The organism is Escherichia sp. WS3063, assembly GCF_046486595.1.
GTDB lineage: Bacteria > Pseudomonadota > Gammaproteobacteria > Enterobacterales > Enterobacteriaceae > Escherichia > Escherichia coli.
The window spans coordinates 1-13,858 of the sequence record NZ_JBJQKY010000042.1; the positions used below are offsets into that span (position 1 = coordinate 1).

21 protein-coding genes are annotated in these 13,858 nt (G+C 49.2%); 6 read left to right on the forward strand and 15 right to left on the reverse strand.

The window, feature by feature from the left end; translation table 11 throughout:
- Window positions 1–351 precede the first annotated feature (351 nt).
- The gene (locus ACJHYW_RS23965) at window positions 352–906 is read left to right on the forward strand and encodes a gamma carbonic anhydrase family protein (RefSeq protein ID WP_001286216.1); all 555 of its coding nucleotides are present in this window, start codon (window positions 352–354) and stop codon (window positions 904–906) included.
- Here the strand turns inward: ACJHYW_RS23965 and ACJHYW_RS23970 are convergent.
- From ACJHYW_RS23970 to dprA, 6 genes are read right to left on the reverse strand one after another with little or no spacing between them, the layout of a single operon-like run.
- Window positions 882–1,139 carry a DUF1488 domain-containing protein gene (locus ACJHYW_RS23970; RefSeq protein ID WP_001070584.1) on the reverse strand — a complete coding sequence of 86 codons (258 nt, stop codon included), beginning with the start codon at window positions 1,137–1,139 and terminating at the stop codon, window positions 882–884. The genes ACJHYW_RS23965 and ACJHYW_RS23970 overlap by 25 nt on opposite strands.
- Complete coding sequence (gene aroE, locus ACJHYW_RS23975) at window positions 1,136–1,954, reverse strand: shikimate dehydrogenase (RefSeq protein ID WP_000451226.1); 819 nt, start codon at window positions 1,952–1,954, stop codon at window positions 1,136–1,138. The genes ACJHYW_RS23970 and aroE overlap by 4 nt, the downstream gene beginning before the upstream one ends.
- Window positions 1,955–1,958: 4 nt before the next feature.
- The gene (gene tsaC / locus ACJHYW_RS23980) at window positions 1,959–2,531 is read right to left on the reverse strand and encodes an L-threonylcarbamoyladenylate synthase type 1 TsaC (protein ID WP_001361937.1); all 573 of its coding nucleotides are present in this window, start codon (window positions 2,529–2,531) and stop codon (window positions 1,959–1,961) included.
- A gap of 4 nt (window positions 2,532–2,535) precedes the next feature.
- On the reverse strand, window positions 2,536–3,078 hold the full coding sequence (locus ACJHYW_RS23985) for a type I DNA topoisomerase (RefSeq protein WP_001129723.1): 543 nt from the start codon (window positions 3,076–3,078) through the stop codon (window positions 2,536–2,538).
- Window positions 3,079–3,106: 28 nt separating this feature from the next.
- Window positions 3,107–3,580, reverse strand: a complete 474-nt coding sequence (gene smg / locus ACJHYW_RS23990) for a DUF494 family protein Smg (RefSeq protein WP_000460682.1) — start codon at window positions 3,578–3,580, stop codon at window positions 3,107–3,109.
- Complete coding sequence (gene dprA / locus ACJHYW_RS23995) at window positions 3,552–4,676, reverse strand: DNA-protecting protein DprA (protein ID WP_000228525.1); 1,125 nt, start codon at window positions 4,674–4,676, stop codon at window positions 3,552–3,554. The genes smg and dprA overlap by 29 nt, the downstream gene beginning before the upstream one ends.
- 129 nt (window positions 4,677–4,805) lie before the next feature.
- Here dprA and def point away from each other — a divergent pair, with 129 nt between their 5' ends.
- From def to mscL, 5 genes are all read left to right on the forward strand, one after another.
- Window positions 4,806–5,315: a peptide deformylase gene (def, locus tag ACJHYW_RS24000; RefSeq protein ID WP_000114986.1), complete on the forward strand. Its 510-nt coding sequence runs from the start codon at window positions 4,806–4,808 to the stop codon at window positions 5,313–5,315.
- 14 nt (window positions 5,316–5,329) lie between these two features.
- On the forward strand, window positions 5,330–6,277 hold the full coding sequence (gene fmt, locus ACJHYW_RS24005; RefSeq protein ID WP_000004466.1) for a methionyl-tRNA formyltransferase: 948 nt from the start codon (window positions 5,330–5,332) through the stop codon (window positions 6,275–6,277).
- 45 nt (window positions 6,278–6,322) lie between these two features.
- Window positions 6,323–7,612: a 16S rRNA (cytosine(967)-C(5))-methyltransferase RsmB gene (gene rsmB / locus ACJHYW_RS24010; protein WP_001361938.1), complete on the forward strand. Its 1,290-nt coding sequence runs from the start codon at window positions 6,323–6,325 to the stop codon at window positions 7,610–7,612.
- 21 nt (window positions 7,613–7,633) lie between these two features.
- A complete protein-coding gene (gene trkA, locus ACJHYW_RS24015) occupies window positions 7,634–9,010 on the forward strand; it encodes a Trk system potassium transporter TrkA (protein ID WP_000691382.1) in 1,377 nt (458 codons plus the stop codon).
- Between the two features lie 129 nt (window positions 9,011–9,139).
- Window positions 9,140–9,550, forward strand: coding sequence for a large-conductance mechanosensitive channel protein MscL (mscL, locus tag ACJHYW_RS24020; RefSeq protein ID WP_000022442.1), 411 nt, complete (start codon window positions 9,140–9,142; stop codon window positions 9,548–9,550).
- Here mscL and arfA read toward each other — a convergent pair.
- From arfA to rpmJ, 9 genes are all read right to left on the reverse strand, one after another.
- The gene (gene arfA / locus ACJHYW_RS24025; RefSeq protein WP_000092698.1) at window positions 9,547–9,765 is read right to left on the reverse strand and encodes an alternative ribosome-rescue factor ArfA; all 219 of its coding nucleotides are present in this window, start codon (window positions 9,763–9,765) and stop codon (window positions 9,547–9,549) included. The genes mscL and arfA overlap by 4 nt on opposite strands.
- A 55-nt stretch (window positions 9,766–9,820) precedes the next feature.
- Window positions 9,821–10,246 (reverse strand): Zn(2+)-responsive transcriptional regulator, encoded by a 426-nt coding sequence (gene zntR / locus ACJHYW_RS24030; RefSeq protein ID WP_000285607.1) that lies wholly within the window; start codon window positions 10,244–10,246, stop codon window positions 9,821–9,823.
- A gap of 10 nt (window positions 10,247–10,256) precedes the next feature.
- A complete protein-coding gene (locus ACJHYW_RS24035; RefSeq protein WP_000266525.1) occupies window positions 10,257–10,625 on the reverse strand; it encodes a DUF1992 domain-containing protein in 369 nt (122 codons plus the stop codon).
- A gap of 106 nt (window positions 10,626–10,731) precedes the next feature.
- Complete coding sequence (gene rplQ / locus ACJHYW_RS24040; RefSeq protein ID WP_001216368.1) at window positions 10,732–11,115, reverse strand: 50S ribosomal protein L17; 384 nt, start codon at window positions 11,113–11,115, stop codon at window positions 10,732–10,734.
- A 40-nt stretch (window positions 11,116–11,155) separates the two neighbouring features.
- Complete coding sequence (locus ACJHYW_RS24045; RefSeq protein WP_001162094.1) at window positions 11,156–12,145, reverse strand: DNA-directed RNA polymerase subunit alpha; 990 nt, start codon at window positions 12,143–12,145, stop codon at window positions 11,156–11,158.
- A 25-nt stretch (window positions 12,146–12,170) separates the two neighbouring features.
- Entirely contained in the window at window positions 12,171–12,791 is a 621-nt protein-coding gene (rpsD, locus tag ACJHYW_RS24050) for a 30S ribosomal protein S4 (RefSeq protein WP_000135224.1), read from the reverse strand.
- A gap of 33 nt (window positions 12,792–12,824) precedes the next feature.
- Window positions 12,825–13,214, reverse strand: a complete 390-nt coding sequence (gene rpsK / locus ACJHYW_RS24055) for a 30S ribosomal protein S11 (protein ID WP_001029684.1) — start codon at window positions 13,212–13,214, stop codon at window positions 12,825–12,827.
- Window positions 13,215–13,230: 16 nt separating this feature from the next.
- Window positions 13,231–13,587 carry a 30S ribosomal protein S13 gene (gene rpsM, locus ACJHYW_RS24060; protein ID WP_000090775.1) on the reverse strand — a complete coding sequence of 119 codons (357 nt, stop codon included), beginning with the start codon at window positions 13,585–13,587 and terminating at the stop codon, window positions 13,231–13,233.
- A 146-nt stretch (window positions 13,588–13,733) separates the two neighbouring features.
- A complete protein-coding gene (gene rpmJ, locus ACJHYW_RS24065; protein ID WP_000868187.1) occupies window positions 13,734–13,850 on the reverse strand; it encodes a 50S ribosomal protein L36 in 117 nt (38 codons plus the stop codon).
- Window positions 13,851–13,858 lie beyond the last annotated feature (8 nt).

Genomic DNA, 13,858 nt, shown 5'->3' on the forward strand with positions numbered 1-13,858 from the left:
GTCTGATAAATTGTTAAAGAGCAGTTGCGACGCGGCTTTCAGCTCACTGTCGCGAGGTGGCGTATATTACGCTTTCCTCTTTCAGAGTCAACCCTGAATTTCAGGATTTTTTCTCTTTGTTGTTACGACCATCTTGTGAAGTGTTTCACGTTGTCGTCTCAACGGAGGCGCATTATAGGGATCCCAATTTTTTGCACAAGTACTTTTTTGATCTTTTTTTCTGTTTGTTGCTTTTTCACCCTTTTTGCTGCATTCGCACACAAAACGGTGCTTTTTTGCATGCTAAAAGACTTGCACAAGGCCAATAATGCACCCAAAGTCATTAGTAAATCATTTATTGTTGAGGTAATTATGTCTGATGTTTTACGCCCATACCGCGATCTTTTTCCACAAATCGGTCAGCGCGTAATGATCGACGATAGCAGCGTCGTGATTGGTGACGTTCGTCTGGCTGATGATGTGGGGATCTGGCCGCTCGTTGTGATTCGTGGAGATGTACATTATGTACAGATCGGAGCACGCACCAATATCCAGGATGGCAGTATGTTGCATGTCACTCATAAATCCTCGTACAACCCAGATGGCAACCCATTAACCATTGGCGAAGATGTCACTGTTGGTCACAAGGTGATGCTCCACGGCTGCACCATTGGCAATCGAGTTTTGGTTGGGATGGGCTCAATTTTACTTGATGGCGCAATAGTAGAAGATGATGTGATGATTGGTGCGGGTAGCCTGGTCCCACAAAATAAACGGCTGGAGAGCGGATATCTGTATCTCGGTAGCCCCGTCAAACAGATCCGCCCGTTAAGTGATGAAGAGAAGGCTGGGTTACGCTATTCCGCAAATAACTACGTGAAATGGAAGGACGAATATCTGGATCAAGGTAACCAGACCCAACCTTGATCATCTTCACTTTGTTCCTGAATTAAGTTTTCCGCTTCTTCTTCCAGGTCCCAGCGATGCTGACGAAAACTCGCTAACCACTGTTCTGGCGTATCTCCTGCAAAGCGGTTCGCCAGACTCTCTCCAGTAATAGCGCAAGTGAGCTGCATACCATTTACAAGAGCGGGAAAACAAACGCATTTTTTACTCTCGTTCCACTCTTCCCTGTCCGGAAACTGGATGGCCTGATTCACGCGGACAACTCCTCCTGCAATTGCTTTATAACTGGTTCTATGTCAGGCAGAACACCGTGCCAGAGAAGAAAGGCATGAGCCGCCTGTGCCACCAGCATCCCCAATCCATCCGCATTACGCTTTGAACCTCGCAGCTCACACCATGCCAGAAAAGGAGTTTTTCCTTTCTGATAGAACATGTCATAGCAACACATGCCTGAATGAATGAGCGATGCCGGGATCGCGGGAATATCACCACTGATGCCACTGGATGTTGCATTAATAATGAGATCGAACTCATGCCCCTCCAGTTCGTCCATACCCAACGCCTGAATACTGCCAGTGTGCGCAAACAATTTAGCCAACTCTTCCGCGCGGGATACCGTCCGATTAGTGATTGTCACCGCACAGTCCAGGGAAAGGAGTGGCAGTAGTACGCCGCGAGATGCTCCACCAGCGCCAATGAGCAGAATACGTAAACCAGGACGGATAAAAGACAGACGTTCCAGATCGCTTAACAAACCTATACCATCGGTATTGTCACCCAGCAGGCGTCCATCTTCTAACCGCTTGAGGGTATTAACAGCACCAGCCAACGCTGCCCGTTCAGTAAGCTCATCCGCTCTGGCAAAAGCCTCTTCTTTAAAAGGTACCGTCACATTCGCACCTTTACCACCAGCACTAAAGAAAGCGTTCAGTGTGTTGATGAAATCATTGATGGGTGCCAACACGCGCCCATAGGGATGTTCAATATTCAGTTGCTGAGCAAATTGCTGATGAATGAATGGCGATTTGCTGTGGGCTATCGGATTACCAAAAACAGCATAGGTTTCCATTATGTTACCCCTGTCGAAACAGTTCACCCGTCAGGGCATCGCGGATTTCTGAAGGATTTAAACGCCCCCCCGTTTCACCAGGCACAACCGGGAACGCCGCGCCAAATTGTGCGCGAACTTCGTCTACTGTTCGACAAGGTGGCAATCCACTCAAGTTGGCACTGGTAGAAACCAGCGGTTTACCATAAGCCTGGCACAAAGCAACCACCAACGGATGGTCGGTGACTCGTACAGCAAGCGAATCAAAGCGGCCCGTCAACCAGCGCGGTGTTGTCGCAGGCGCGGGAAAAACAAAGGTGACAGGACCTGGCCAGCGAGAAAATATAGTTTCACGCTGCGCGTCAGTCAGCATGGTGTCATCAATATAGGGTTTAAGCTGCTCGTAATTTGCGGCGATTAGAATCAGCCCCTTATCAACCGGACGCTGTTTTAACTCCAACAGTCGCATCACTGCTGTTTCGCTATCAGGATCGCACCCGACACCGAAAACGGCTTCCGTTGGATAGGCGATGACACGTTCTTCATTGAGGACATCTATCGCAGCTGCGATAGAGTCTCCTTGCAGGTTATTATTCACGTTATTATTCCGCCGAAACCGGCTTTCCACATTGTTTACTGGCACAAAAGTGTTTAACACCCTGCGCGGTTTTCTTTTCGATGAGTAGCGGATAATGACACTCAGGGCATTCTCCAGCTATGGGTTTGAAGTTAATGGCAAATTGACACTCCGGGTAGCGATCACAGGAGTGAAACGTTTTGCCATAACGGGAGCGGCGCTGGACCAGATGGCCCGTCCGGCATTGGGGGCATGTAATTGCTGTTTCGTCCGGTTTATCGATAAGTTCGGTATGTTCGCATTCAGGGTAGTTACTGCAACCAATAAACATACCAAAGCGTCCCTGGCGTAATACCAGATTTGCGCCACATGCAGGGCAAACCTGCCCCTCCAGAACTTTGACGATATGTCCATCCGCTGAAGATTTCAGAGGACGGACGTAGTCACACGCCGGATACTGTGAGCATCCAAGAAACGGACCGTGTTTCCCGGATCGAATAACCAGTTCAGCCCCGCACTTTGGGCAGGACTCATTATTACGCACCGTGAACAGTGCTGATTTCGCCATAACAACTTATGCTGAATTAAAGAAATGATTAATGCAGCATACCTTCATTCACTTCAAAGAGTAATTCTTCCATTTGCTGGTACGCATTTTCGCAGCCCGGAATATTGAACAACACCATCAGGATTACCCATTTCAGGTCTTCCAGGTCGAACTCTGCGGTATCCAGCGCGAGCACTCGCTCTATCACCATTTCACGGGTTTCAAGGTTAAGCACCTGAATTTGCTCAAGGAAAAGCAGAAAACCACGACAGCTGGCATCCAGCCTTTCACACTCTTCAGGGGTATAAATACGCATGGAGAGTGGATCAGAGGCCAGTTGCATCGGTTCTGCCAGTCCTTCCTGATAATCCGCAAGCTTTTCCAGCCAAAGCAGGGCATTGTAGATATCTTCTCGATCAAATCCTGCGTTGGTAAGATCCTGTTCAAGTTTGTCTTGATCCACACGCAACTCAGCTTCTGTGTGAATATAGGTTTCAAACAAATACATTAGTACGTCGAACATGGCATGCCCTCCTCAATCGGACATAGCCGCCGGGTACAGCTGCGATCCATCCTGCTAACTCCAGTTCGAGTAGTTGAGTTACTACCTCTGGCACAGGTTGGCCGGCACGTTCAGCGACGACGTCAACAGGTGTTACCTCATCTCCTACGTTAGCCAGGAGCTCAGGAAATGGCAATGCCACGTCTTCCTGATCTGGTGAATAAAATGAATTTTCAGGGGCGTCTGGCAACCAGTGCAATCCAAATTGCAAGTTTTCCAGAATTTCTTCCGGTTCCGTCACAAGAATCGCACCTTGTTTTATTAACCAGTGAGGCCCTTCGCTTCCCGGATTCCCTAATGGACCCGGCAAGGCAAAAACTTCACGCCCCTGCTCAAGCGCACAACGTGCTGTCACCAGCGAACCACTGCGCAAAGCCGCTTCCACCACCAGTACACCTTTACTTAGACCACTGATAATGCGATTTCTTCGTGGGAAATTGTAAGCAAGGGGAGGAACATCGAGGGGAAATTCCGAGACAAGAGCCCCACCATGTTCAAGCAAACTGGTAGCCAGTGGAGCATGGCGACGCGGATGAATGGTATTAAGTCCATTCCCCAATACAGCAATGCTAACGCCATTTACCTGTAAGGCCGCTTTATGCGCCACACCATCGATTCCACGCGCCAGTCCACTCGTAATTGTCACTCCACGCGTCGCCAGAGTTTCGCAAAATAATCGTCCCCATCGCTCGCCATACCATGAATGCGCCCGACTCCCCACTACGGCAAGCTGAAATGAATGCAGCGCGTGCAGTTCTCCTTCAACAAACAGTGCGCCGGGGTAATCTGTCGTCGCAAGAAGTTGAGGAGGATAAAATTCGCTGTCCGCAGGAATTAAATGATGGTTGGGTTGCTCCAACCAAGAAAGTGAGCTTTCGATACTCTTTCGCGGAAATGAAAGAAAGCGTTGTGCCTGCCGCAATGTAAGCCCAGTTTGCTGCAATACAACCGCATCAATATGCGACTGTTTTGCCAGCCAGTGAGCTATACGGACCATATCATCGCCGTACAAGCTGCTGATGCTCATTAAACGCAGCCAAATTTCTGTATCGACCATCCTTATCTCCCTGCCATAAGCAGCCTTAGCAATCTTTGCGATTGGTCAGTGATGCTGTCAATCAGAGGGGGATTTGTCTAGAATAGAAGAAATAATCTTTCTAACTCCTGAACACATCTCTGGAGATTTATGTCAGTTTTGCAAGTGTTACATATTCCGGACGAGCGGCTTCGCAAAGTTGCTAAACCGGTAGAAGAAGTGAATGCAGAAATTCAGCGTATCGTCGATGATATGTTCGAGACGATGTACGCAGAAGAAGGTATTGGCCTGGCGGCAACCCAGGTCGATATCCATCAACGTATCATTGTTATTGATGTTTCGGAAAACCGTGACGAACGGCTGGTGTTAATCAATCCGGAGCTTTTAGAAAAAAGCGGCGAAACAGGCATTGAAGAAGGATGCCTGTCGATCCCTGAACAACGTGCTTTAGTGCCACGCGCAGAGAAAGTTAAAATTCGCGCCCTGGACCGCGACGGTAAACCATTTGAACTGGAAGCAGAGGGTCTGTTAGCCATCTGTATTCAGCATGAGATGGATCACCTGGTCGGCAAACTGTTTATGGATTATCTGTCACCGCTGAAACAACAACGTATTCGTCAGAAAGTTGAAAAACTGGATCGTCTGAAAGCCCGGGCTTAAGGATAAGAACTAACGTGTCAGAATCACTACGTATTATTTTTGCGGGTACACCTGACTTTGCAGCGCGTCATCTCGACGCGCTGTTGTCTTCTGGTCATAACGTCGTTGGCGTGTTCACCCAGCCAGACCGACCGGCAGGACGCGGTAAAAAACTGATGCCCAGCCCGGTTAAAGTTCTGGCTGAGGAAAAAGGTCTGCCCGTTTTTCAACCGGTTTCCCTGCGTCCACAAGAAAACCAGCAACTGGTCGCCGATCTACAGGCTGATGTTATGGTTGTCGTCGCCTATGGCTTAATTCTGCCTAAAGCAGTGCTGGAGATGCCGCGTCTTGGCTGTATCAACGTTCATGGTTCACTGCTGCCACGCTGGCGCGGTGCTGCACCAATCCAACGCTCACTATGGGCGGGTGATGCAGAAACTGGTGTGACCATTATGCAAATGGATGTTGGTTTAGACACCGGTGACATGCTCTATAAGCTCTCCTGCCCGATTACTGCAGAAGATACCAGTGGTACGCTGTACTACAAGCTGGCAGAGCTTGGCCCACAAGGGCTTATCACCACGTTGAAACAATTGGCAGACGGCACGGCGAAACCAGAAGTTCAGGACGAAACTCTTGTCACTTACGCCGAGAAGTTGAGTAAAGAAGAAGCGCGTATTGACTGGTCACTTTCGGCAGCACAGCTTGAACGCTGCATTCGCGCTTTCAATCCATGGCCAATGAGCTGGCTGGAAATTGAAGGACAGCCGGTTAAAGTCTGGAAAGCGTCGGTCATTGATACGGCAACCAACGCTGCACCAGGAACGATCCTTGAAGCCAACAAACAAGGCATTCAGGTTGCGACTGGTGATGGCATCCTGAACCTGCTCTCGTTACAACCTGCGGGTAAGAAAGCGATGAGCGCACAAGACCTCCTGAATTCTCGTCGGGAATGGTTTGTTCCGGGCAACCGTCTGGCCTGATAGTCCACTCTTCTAAGCCCGGTCTTGCCGGGCATTTTTATACTTATGAAAAAACAACGTAATTTACGTAGCATGGCGGCCCAGGCCGTTGAACAAGTCGTCGAGCAAGGGCAATCATTAAGCAACATTCTGCCACCGCTCCAGCAAAAAGTTTCTGATAAAGACAAAGCACTTCTTCAAGAGTTGTGCTTTGGCGTACTGCGTACGCTTTCACAGTTAGACTGGCTGATTAATAAGCTAATGGCCCGTCCGATGACAGGCAAACAGCGTACTGTTCATTACCTGATTATGGTTGGTTTGTATCAACTGCTTTATACCCGCATTCCACCTCATGCCGCGCTGGCTGAAACGGTTGAAGGCGCAGTTGCAATTAAGCGCCCGCAACTTAAGGGATTGATTAACGGTGTATTACGTCAGTTCCAGCGTCAGCAAGATGAGTTATTAGCCGAGTTTAATGCCAGTGATGCACGTTATCTGCATCCTTCCTGGTTGCTGAAACGTCTGCAAAAAGCGTATCCAGAGCAGTGGCAATCCATCGTCGAAGCCAATAACCAGCGTCCGCCAATGTGGCTGCGCGTTAATCGTACGCATCATTCCCGCGACAGCTGGCTTGCATTGCTGGATGAAGCAGGAATGAAAGGTTTCCCGCATGCGGATTACCCTGATGCTGTACGGCTGGAAACACCTGCACCTGTTCATGTGCTACCAGGTTTTGAAGAAGGATGGGTTACCGTTCAGGATGCATCAGCACAAGGTTGCATGGCCTGGCTTGCGCCACAAAACGGTGAACACATTCTGGATCTTTGCGCTGCCCCCGGCGGTAAAACAACGCATATCCTTGAGGTGGCACCCGAAGCGCAGGTTGTTGCGGTTGATATCGACGAACAGCGCCTCTCTCGGGTTTACGACAATTTAAAACGCCTTGGTATGAAGGCGACCGTGAAACAAGGTGATGGCCGTTACCCTTCTCAATGGTGTGGCGAGCAACAGTTTGATCGCATTTTATTAGATGCGCCTTGTTCAGCAACCGGTGTGATTCGTCGCCATCCGGATATTAAATGGTTACGTCGCGATCGCGATATCCCAGAACTCGCGCAATTGCAGTCTGAAATTCTCGACGCCATTTGGCCGCATTTAAAATCCGGTGGAACCCTGGTCTATGCCACCTGTTCGGTGTTACCGGAAGAGAATAGCCTGCAGGTTAAAGCCTTTTTGCAACGTACCGCTGATGCCGAACTTTGCGAAACAGGAACACCAGAACAACCGGGTAAGCAAAATCTGCCTGGTGCCGAAGAGGGCGACGGCTTCTTTTACGCTAAGCTAATCAAAAAGTGATGAGATAACGGGTCGCGACTGATGAAAATTATCATTCTGGGTGCCGGCCAGGTTGGCGGCACACTGGCGGAAAACCTGGTTGGCGAGAACAACGATATTACTGTTGTCGATACCAACGGTGAGCGTCTGCGGACCTTGCAGGATAAATTTGACCTGCGAGTCGTGCAGGGGCATGGCTCTCATCCACGCGTATTGCGGGAGGCAGGTGCCGACGACGCCGATATGCTGGTTGCTGTAACCAGTTCAGATGAAACCAATATGGTTGCCTGCCAGGTAGCCTACTCACTTTTCAACACCCCTAATCGCATCGCTCGTATCCGCTCACCAGACTACGTGCGCGATGCCGATAAGCTATTTCATTCAGATGCTGTACCGATTGATCATCTGATCGCACCAGAGCAGTTGGTTATCGATAATATTTACCGACTGATTGAGTATCCCGGCGCATTGCAGGTGGTGAACTTCGCTGAGGGTAAAGTCAGCCTCGCTGTGGTTAAAGCCTATTATGGCGGCCCGCTGATTGGTAATGCACTTTCGACCATGCGCGAACATATGCCACATATCGATACTCGTGTGGCAGCAATTTTCCGCCACGATCGCCCCATTCGTCCGCAAGGTTCGACCATTGTTGAAGCTGGTGATGAAGTGTTCTTTATTGCCGCTTCACAGCATATCCGCGCGGTGATGAGTGAATTACAGCGACTGGAAAAACCGTATAAGCGGATCATGCTGGTTGGTGGCGGTAATATCGGTGCAGGGCTGGCGCGTCGTCTGGAAAAAGATTACAGCGTTAAACTCATCGAACGTAATCAGCAACGCGCTGCCGAACTGGCGGAAAAGTTGCAGAATACGATCGTCTTTTTTGGTGATGCGTCGGATCAAGAACTGCTGGCCGAAGAACATATCGATCAAGTTGATCTGTTTATTGCCGTCACCAACGATGACGAAGCCAATATCATGTCCGCCATGCTTGCCAAACGTATGGGTGCGAAAAAGGTGATGGTATTGATCCAGCGTCGCGCTTATGTGGATCTGGTTCAGGGGAGCGTGATCGATATTGCGATTTCACCGCAACAAGCAACTATTTCTGCGTTGCTTAGCCATGTGCGAAAAGCAGATATTGTTGGTGTTTCCTCACTGCGCCGCGGCGTAGCAGAAGCTATTGAAGCCGTTGCTCACGGTGATGAAAGTACCTCACGTGTTGTCGGCAGAGTCATTGATGAAATCAAGCTACCGCCAGGAACGATTATTGGAGCGGTGGTACGTGGAAACGACGTGATGATTGCCAATGACAATCTGCGCATTGAGCAAGGCGATCACGTAATTATGTTCCTCACAGATAAAAAGTTTATTACCGACGTCGAAAGACTGTTCCAGCCAAGTCCTTTCTTCTTGTAATTAATAAGGCGTCTAATGACGCCTTATTATTTCCCTTTGATTATCAGGGATTAATTAAATTCATTCCTGGCAGGAAAATGGCTTAACATTTGTTAGACTTATGGTTGTCGGCTTCATAGGGAGAATAACATGAGCATTATTAAAGAATTTCGCGAATTTGCGATGCGCGGGAACGTGGTGGATTTGGCGGTGGGTGTCATTATCGGTGCGGCATTCGGGAAGATTGTATCTTCACTGGTTGCCGATATCATCATGCCACCTCTGGGCTTATTAATTGGCGGGATCGACTTTAAACAGTTTGCTGTCACGCTACGCGATGCGCAGGGGGATATCCCTGCTGTTGTGATGCATTACGGTGTCTTCATTCAAAACGTCTTTGATTTTCTGATTGTGGCCTTTGCCATCTTTATGGCGATTAAGCTAATCAACAAACTGAATCGGAAAAAAGAAGAACCAGCAGCCGCACCTGCACCAACTAAAGAAGAAGTATTACTGACAGAAATTCGTGATTTGCTGAAAGAGCAGAATAACCGCTCTTAACAAATGCCTGAAAGCAGAAGGCCAGTGGTAAAAAAGTGATTTACTTTCTTGCCACTGGCCTCCCAGTTCCCCCGATTGCCATGTTTTCCTTTTCGCATGTAACTGCCTTTCCCTTTCTTATTTTTCTCTACTCGCTGTCGGAATAAGGGATCATGTAGTAATGCTTCTATCGCATTATCCTTTATCTGCCCTTTAGTATGCTGATATCGGCTCATAAAAACTCCAGTTGGTTATTTAACGGCGCGAGTGTAATCCTGCCAGTGCAAAAAATCAACAGCCACTCTTAACGCCACTCGCTCCTTGTTCAAGAGCTTCAAGAATCGAGCAATAAACACTGCTATGGGCGGTCCCACAACAGGCATCGTTAAGGCGTTGCAAGGAACGCTGCATACTCTGCAACTCGGCTATCCGTGCTTCGACTTCCTGCAATCTTTCCTGCACAATGCCTTTTGACTCCTGACAGGTATGGTGTTCAGGATCGATACGGATCGACAGCAACTCGCGGATCGACTCCAGACTGAAACCTAATTGTCTGGCATGGCGGATAAATTTCAATCGCTGGAGATCGCTTTCGGTATACAGGCGAAACCCACCTTCCGTACGCACTTCATGCTCCATCATCTGCTGCTTTTCGTAATAACGAATCGTGTCGGGTGTTACTTCTGCCATTTTTGCCAGCTCACCAATGCGATACATACATACTCCACTAGTTATCGTTGATTTTGTCCAACAACTTGTCAGCATAATCGCCGCGTAAAAAATCGGTACTCAATCCAGCTTGTCGCAGCTTCAATTCCAGTAATGACAATCGACGACTAACCTCTTGATATTGCGGATCATCATGACGGATACCTTTGAGAATATCCAGAAGCTGTATTGCTTCCCTCCTATGCTCAAGTTCTGGCGGTAAGCAACCAGCGTTCTTCAGCAAGCGATACCCCGCACGTAATTCCGGTGGCACATGAGAATCATCATCCAGAATCAATGGCTCGCCACTTCCCGGAAGATTATCAAACTCACCTTTGGATTGTGCCTCAGTAATATGACGCTCTGCCCACTGGTCAAGTAACCACATAAATACTCCAGGGGATGAACAAAAAGAGTACAGCTATTGTAGATAAGTGGGGATACTACGGGTATAAAAAAACCCGCCGGGGCGGGTTTTTTTACGTTGCTTCAGATTACTCTGCAGCAGCTTCTGCTTTCTCTGAACGATCAACCAGCTCGATGTAAGCCATCGGCGCGTTGTCGCCTGCACGGAAGCCACACTTCAGAATACGAGTGTAACCACCGGCACGGCTCGCGAAACGCGGGCCCAGTTCGTTAAACAGTTTTGCCACGATCTCGTTATCACGAGTACGGGCGAATGCCAGACGACGATTAGCAACGCTATCAGTCTTGGCAAGAGTAATCAGCGGCTCAACTACGCGGCGCAGCTCTTTCGCTTTAGGCAGAGTCGTCTTGATGATTTCATGACGAACCAGTGAACCTGCCATATTGCGGAACATAGCCTGGCGATGGCTGCTGTTGCGGTTCAGTTGACGACCACTCTTACGATGGCGCATGACCTTATCCTTCTCAGTAAAACCTTAACCTGTGATCCGGTTACTCGTCAGCGATGCTTGCCGGTGGCCAGTTTTCCAGGCGCATGCCCAGAGACAGTCCACGGGAAGCCAGCACGTCTTTAATCTCAGTAAGAGATTTTTTACCAAGGTTAGGCGTTTTAAGGAGCTCAACCTCGGTACGCTGTACCAGATCACCGATATAGTGGATAGCTTCTGCTTTAAGGCAGTTAGCAGAGCGGACAGTCAATTCCAGATCGTCAACAGGGCGCAGCAGGATCGGATCGAACTCTGGTTTCTCTTCTTTCACTTCAGGCTGACGTACATCACGTAAGTCAACGAAAGCTTCCAGTTGTTCAGCCAGAATGGTTGCCGCACGACGAATCGCCTCTTCAGGATCGATTGTGCCGTTGGTTTCCATTTCGATGACCAGCTTGTCCAGGTCGGTACGCTGTTCTACACGCGCTGCTTCAACATTGTAGGCAATACGCTCCACAGGGCTGTAGCATGCGTCGACCAGCAGACGGCCGATTGGGCGCTCATCTTCTTCCGAATGAATTCGGGTAGAAGCCGGCACATAACCACGACCGCGCTGAACTTTGATACGCATGCTAATAGACGCGTTCTCATCGGTCAGGTGGCAGATCACGTGCTGCGGCTTGACGATTTCGACATCACCGTCGTGGGTGATATCGGCTGCAGTCACAGGGCCAATGCCAGATTTATTCAAGGTAAGAATAACTTCATCTTTGCCCTGAACTCTCACCGCCAGCCCTTTCAGGTTGAGCAGGATTTCCAGGATATCTTCCTGAACGCCTTCTTTGGTGCTGTACTCATGTAGTACACCATCAATCTCAACCTCGGTCACCGCGCAACCCGGCATCGATGAGAGCAGAATACGGCGCAGTGCGTTACCCAGAGTATGGCCAAAGCCACGCTCTAAAGGCTCAAGGGTCACCTTGGCGTGCGTCGAACTCACTTGCTCGATATCAACCAGGCGCGGTTTTAGAAACTCTGTCACAGAACCCTGCATTGTGTCCTCTCTTTGGTACTAAGCTTTACTTGGAGTAAAGCTCGACGATCAGGTGTTCGTTAATGTCCGCAGACAGATCAGAACGCTCCGGCTTACGCTTAAACGTACCTTCCATCTTGCCAGCATCAACTTCCAGCCAGGTTGGCTTTTCACGCTGCTCAGCCAGCTCCAGAGCGGCTTTCACGCGAGACTGCTTCTTCGCTTTCTCACGAATGCTTACAACGTCATTCGGACTAACCTGATAAGAAGCGATGTTAACAACACGACCGTTTACCATAATTGCTTTATGGCTAACCAGCTGACGTGCTTCTGCACGAGTGGCACCGAAGCCCATACGGTATACAACGTTGTCCAGACGACCTTCCAGCAGAGCCAACAGGTTTTCACCGGTGTTGCCTTTCAGACGTGCTGCTTCTTTGTAGTAGTTACGGAACTGACGCTCCAGCACACCATAGATACGGCGAACTTTTTGCTTTTCACGCAACTGCACACCATAGTCAGACAGACGCGGTTTACGCGCACCGTGCTGGCCAGGAGCTTGTTCAATTTTACACTTGGTATCGATCGCGCGAACGCCAGACTTAAGGAATAAGTCGGTGCCCTCACGACGGCTCAGCTTGAGCTTAGGACCCAAATATCTTGCCATTTTCTTTCTCCAACAAACCTGGAAAACGAGGCGTTATACGCGACGTTTTTTCGGCGGACGACAACCGTTATGAGGGATCGGAGTCACATCAGTAATGTTAGTGATGCGGAAACCTGCGGCGTTCAGAGCACGAATAGTAGATTCGCGGCCTGGACCCGGACCTTTAACCATAACTTCCAGATTCTTGATGCCGTATTCTTTCACGGCGTCAGCGCAACGCTCTGCTGCAACCTGAGCTGCAAACGGAGTGGATTTGCGAGAACCACGGAAACCGGAACCACCGGCTGTTGCCCAACCCAACGCGTTACCCTGACGATCAGTGATAGTCACGATGGTGTTGTTGAAAGAAGCATGGATATGAGCCACGCCGTCAGAGACTTGTTTTCTTACACGTTTACGTGCACGAATTGGTGCCTTTGCCATTATTCAATCACCCCGATTATTTCTTGATCGGTTTGCGCGGACCCTTACGGGTACGTGCGTTGGTCTTGGTACGCTGACCGCGAACCGGGAGACCACGACGATGACGCAAACCGCGATAGCAACCAAGATCCATCAGGCGCTTGATGCTCATGCTGATTTCACGGCGCAGATCACCTTCAACGACAAATTTGGCAACTTCGTCACGCAGCGTGTCGATTTGTCCTTCAGACAGCTCACTGATCTTAACATCTTCAGCGATACCCGCTGCAGCCAGGATGGCTTTAGAACGGGTCTTGCCGACGCCATAAATCGAAGTTAATGCGATTACGGCATGCTTATGATCAGGAATGTTAATGCCTGCTATACGGGCCACTATGCACTCCTACTATTTAATATGTACGTTCCATGCTGAAAAGCCCGTTTTCAGGATACTCAAATGGAAACGCACAGACATACAAAAGATTGGCTGGCTAATCTAGCCAGCTCAACCCAACTTTGCAAGAAAAATATGCGAAAAAATCAGCCTTGGCGCTGTTTATGCTTCGGCTCGGCACTGCAAATCACACGGATGACACCATCACGCTTAACGATTTTGCAGTTACGGCATAATTTCTTGACGGAAGCACGAACTTTCATTTTTACTC

What these genes read in the sequence shown, in the direction of transcription:
- ACJHYW_RS24035 (WP_000266525.1), bottom strand. Translation starts at nt 10,625, where the DNA reads ATGTGGTTACTTGACCAGTGGGCAGAGCGTCATATTACTGAGGCACAA.
- ACJHYW_RS24045 (WP_001162094.1), bottom strand. Translation starts at nt 12,145, where the DNA reads ATGCAGGGTTCTGTGACAGAGTTTCTAAAACCGCGCCTGGTTGATATC.
- rplQ (WP_001216368.1), bottom strand. Translation starts at nt 11,115, where the DNA reads ATGCGCCATCGTAAGAGTGGTCGTCAACTGAACCGCAACAGCAGCCAT.
- ACJHYW_RS23985 (WP_001129723.1), bottom strand. Translation starts at nt 3,078, where the DNA reads ATGGCGAAATCAGCACTGTTCACGGTGCGTAATAATGAGTCCTGCCCA.
- rpsK (WP_001029684.1), bottom strand. Translation starts at nt 13,214, where the DNA reads ATGGCAAAGGCACCAATTCGTGCACGTAAACGTGTAAGAAAACAAGTC.
- arfA (WP_000092698.1), bottom strand. Translation starts at nt 9,765, where the DNA reads ATGAGCCGATATCAGCATACTAAAGGGCAGATAAAGGATAATGCGATA.
- aroE (WP_000451226.1), bottom strand. Translation starts at nt 1,954, where the DNA reads ATGGAAACCTATGCTGTTTTTGGTAATCCGATAGCCCACAGCAAATCG.
- smg (WP_000460682.1), bottom strand. Translation starts at nt 3,580, where the DNA reads ATGTTCGACGTACTAATGTATTTGTTTGAAACCTATATTCACACAGAA.
- dprA (WP_000228525.1), bottom strand. Translation starts at nt 4,676, where the DNA reads ATGGTCGATACAGAAATTTGGCTGCGTTTAATGAGCATCAGCAGCTTG.
- trkA (WP_000691382.1), top strand. Translation starts at nt 7,634, where the DNA reads ATGAAAATTATCATTCTGGGTGCCGGCCAGGTTGGCGGCACACTGGCG.
- ACJHYW_RS23965 (WP_001286216.1), top strand. Translation starts at nt 352, where the DNA reads ATGTCTGATGTTTTACGCCCATACCGCGATCTTTTTCCACAAATCGGT.
- rpmJ (WP_000868187.1), bottom strand. Translation starts at nt 13,850, where the DNA reads ATGAAAGTTCGTGCTTCCGTCAAGAAATTATGCCGTAACTGCAAAATC.
- zntR (WP_000285607.1), bottom strand. Translation starts at nt 10,246, where the DNA reads ATGTATCGCATTGGTGAGCTGGCAAAAATGGCAGAAGTAACACCCGAC.
- rpsD (WP_000135224.1), bottom strand. Translation starts at nt 12,791, where the DNA reads ATGGCAAGATATTTGGGTCCTAAGCTCAAGCTGAGCCGTCGTGAGGGC.
- rsmB (WP_001361938.1), top strand. Translation starts at nt 6,323, where the DNA reads ATGAAAAAACAACGTAATTTACGTAGCATGGCGGCCCAGGCCGTTGAA.
- def (WP_000114986.1), top strand. Translation starts at nt 4,806, where the DNA reads ATGTCAGTTTTGCAAGTGTTACATATTCCGGACGAGCGGCTTCGCAAA.
- mscL (WP_000022442.1), top strand. Translation starts at nt 9,140, where the DNA reads ATGAGCATTATTAAAGAATTTCGCGAATTTGCGATGCGCGGGAACGTG.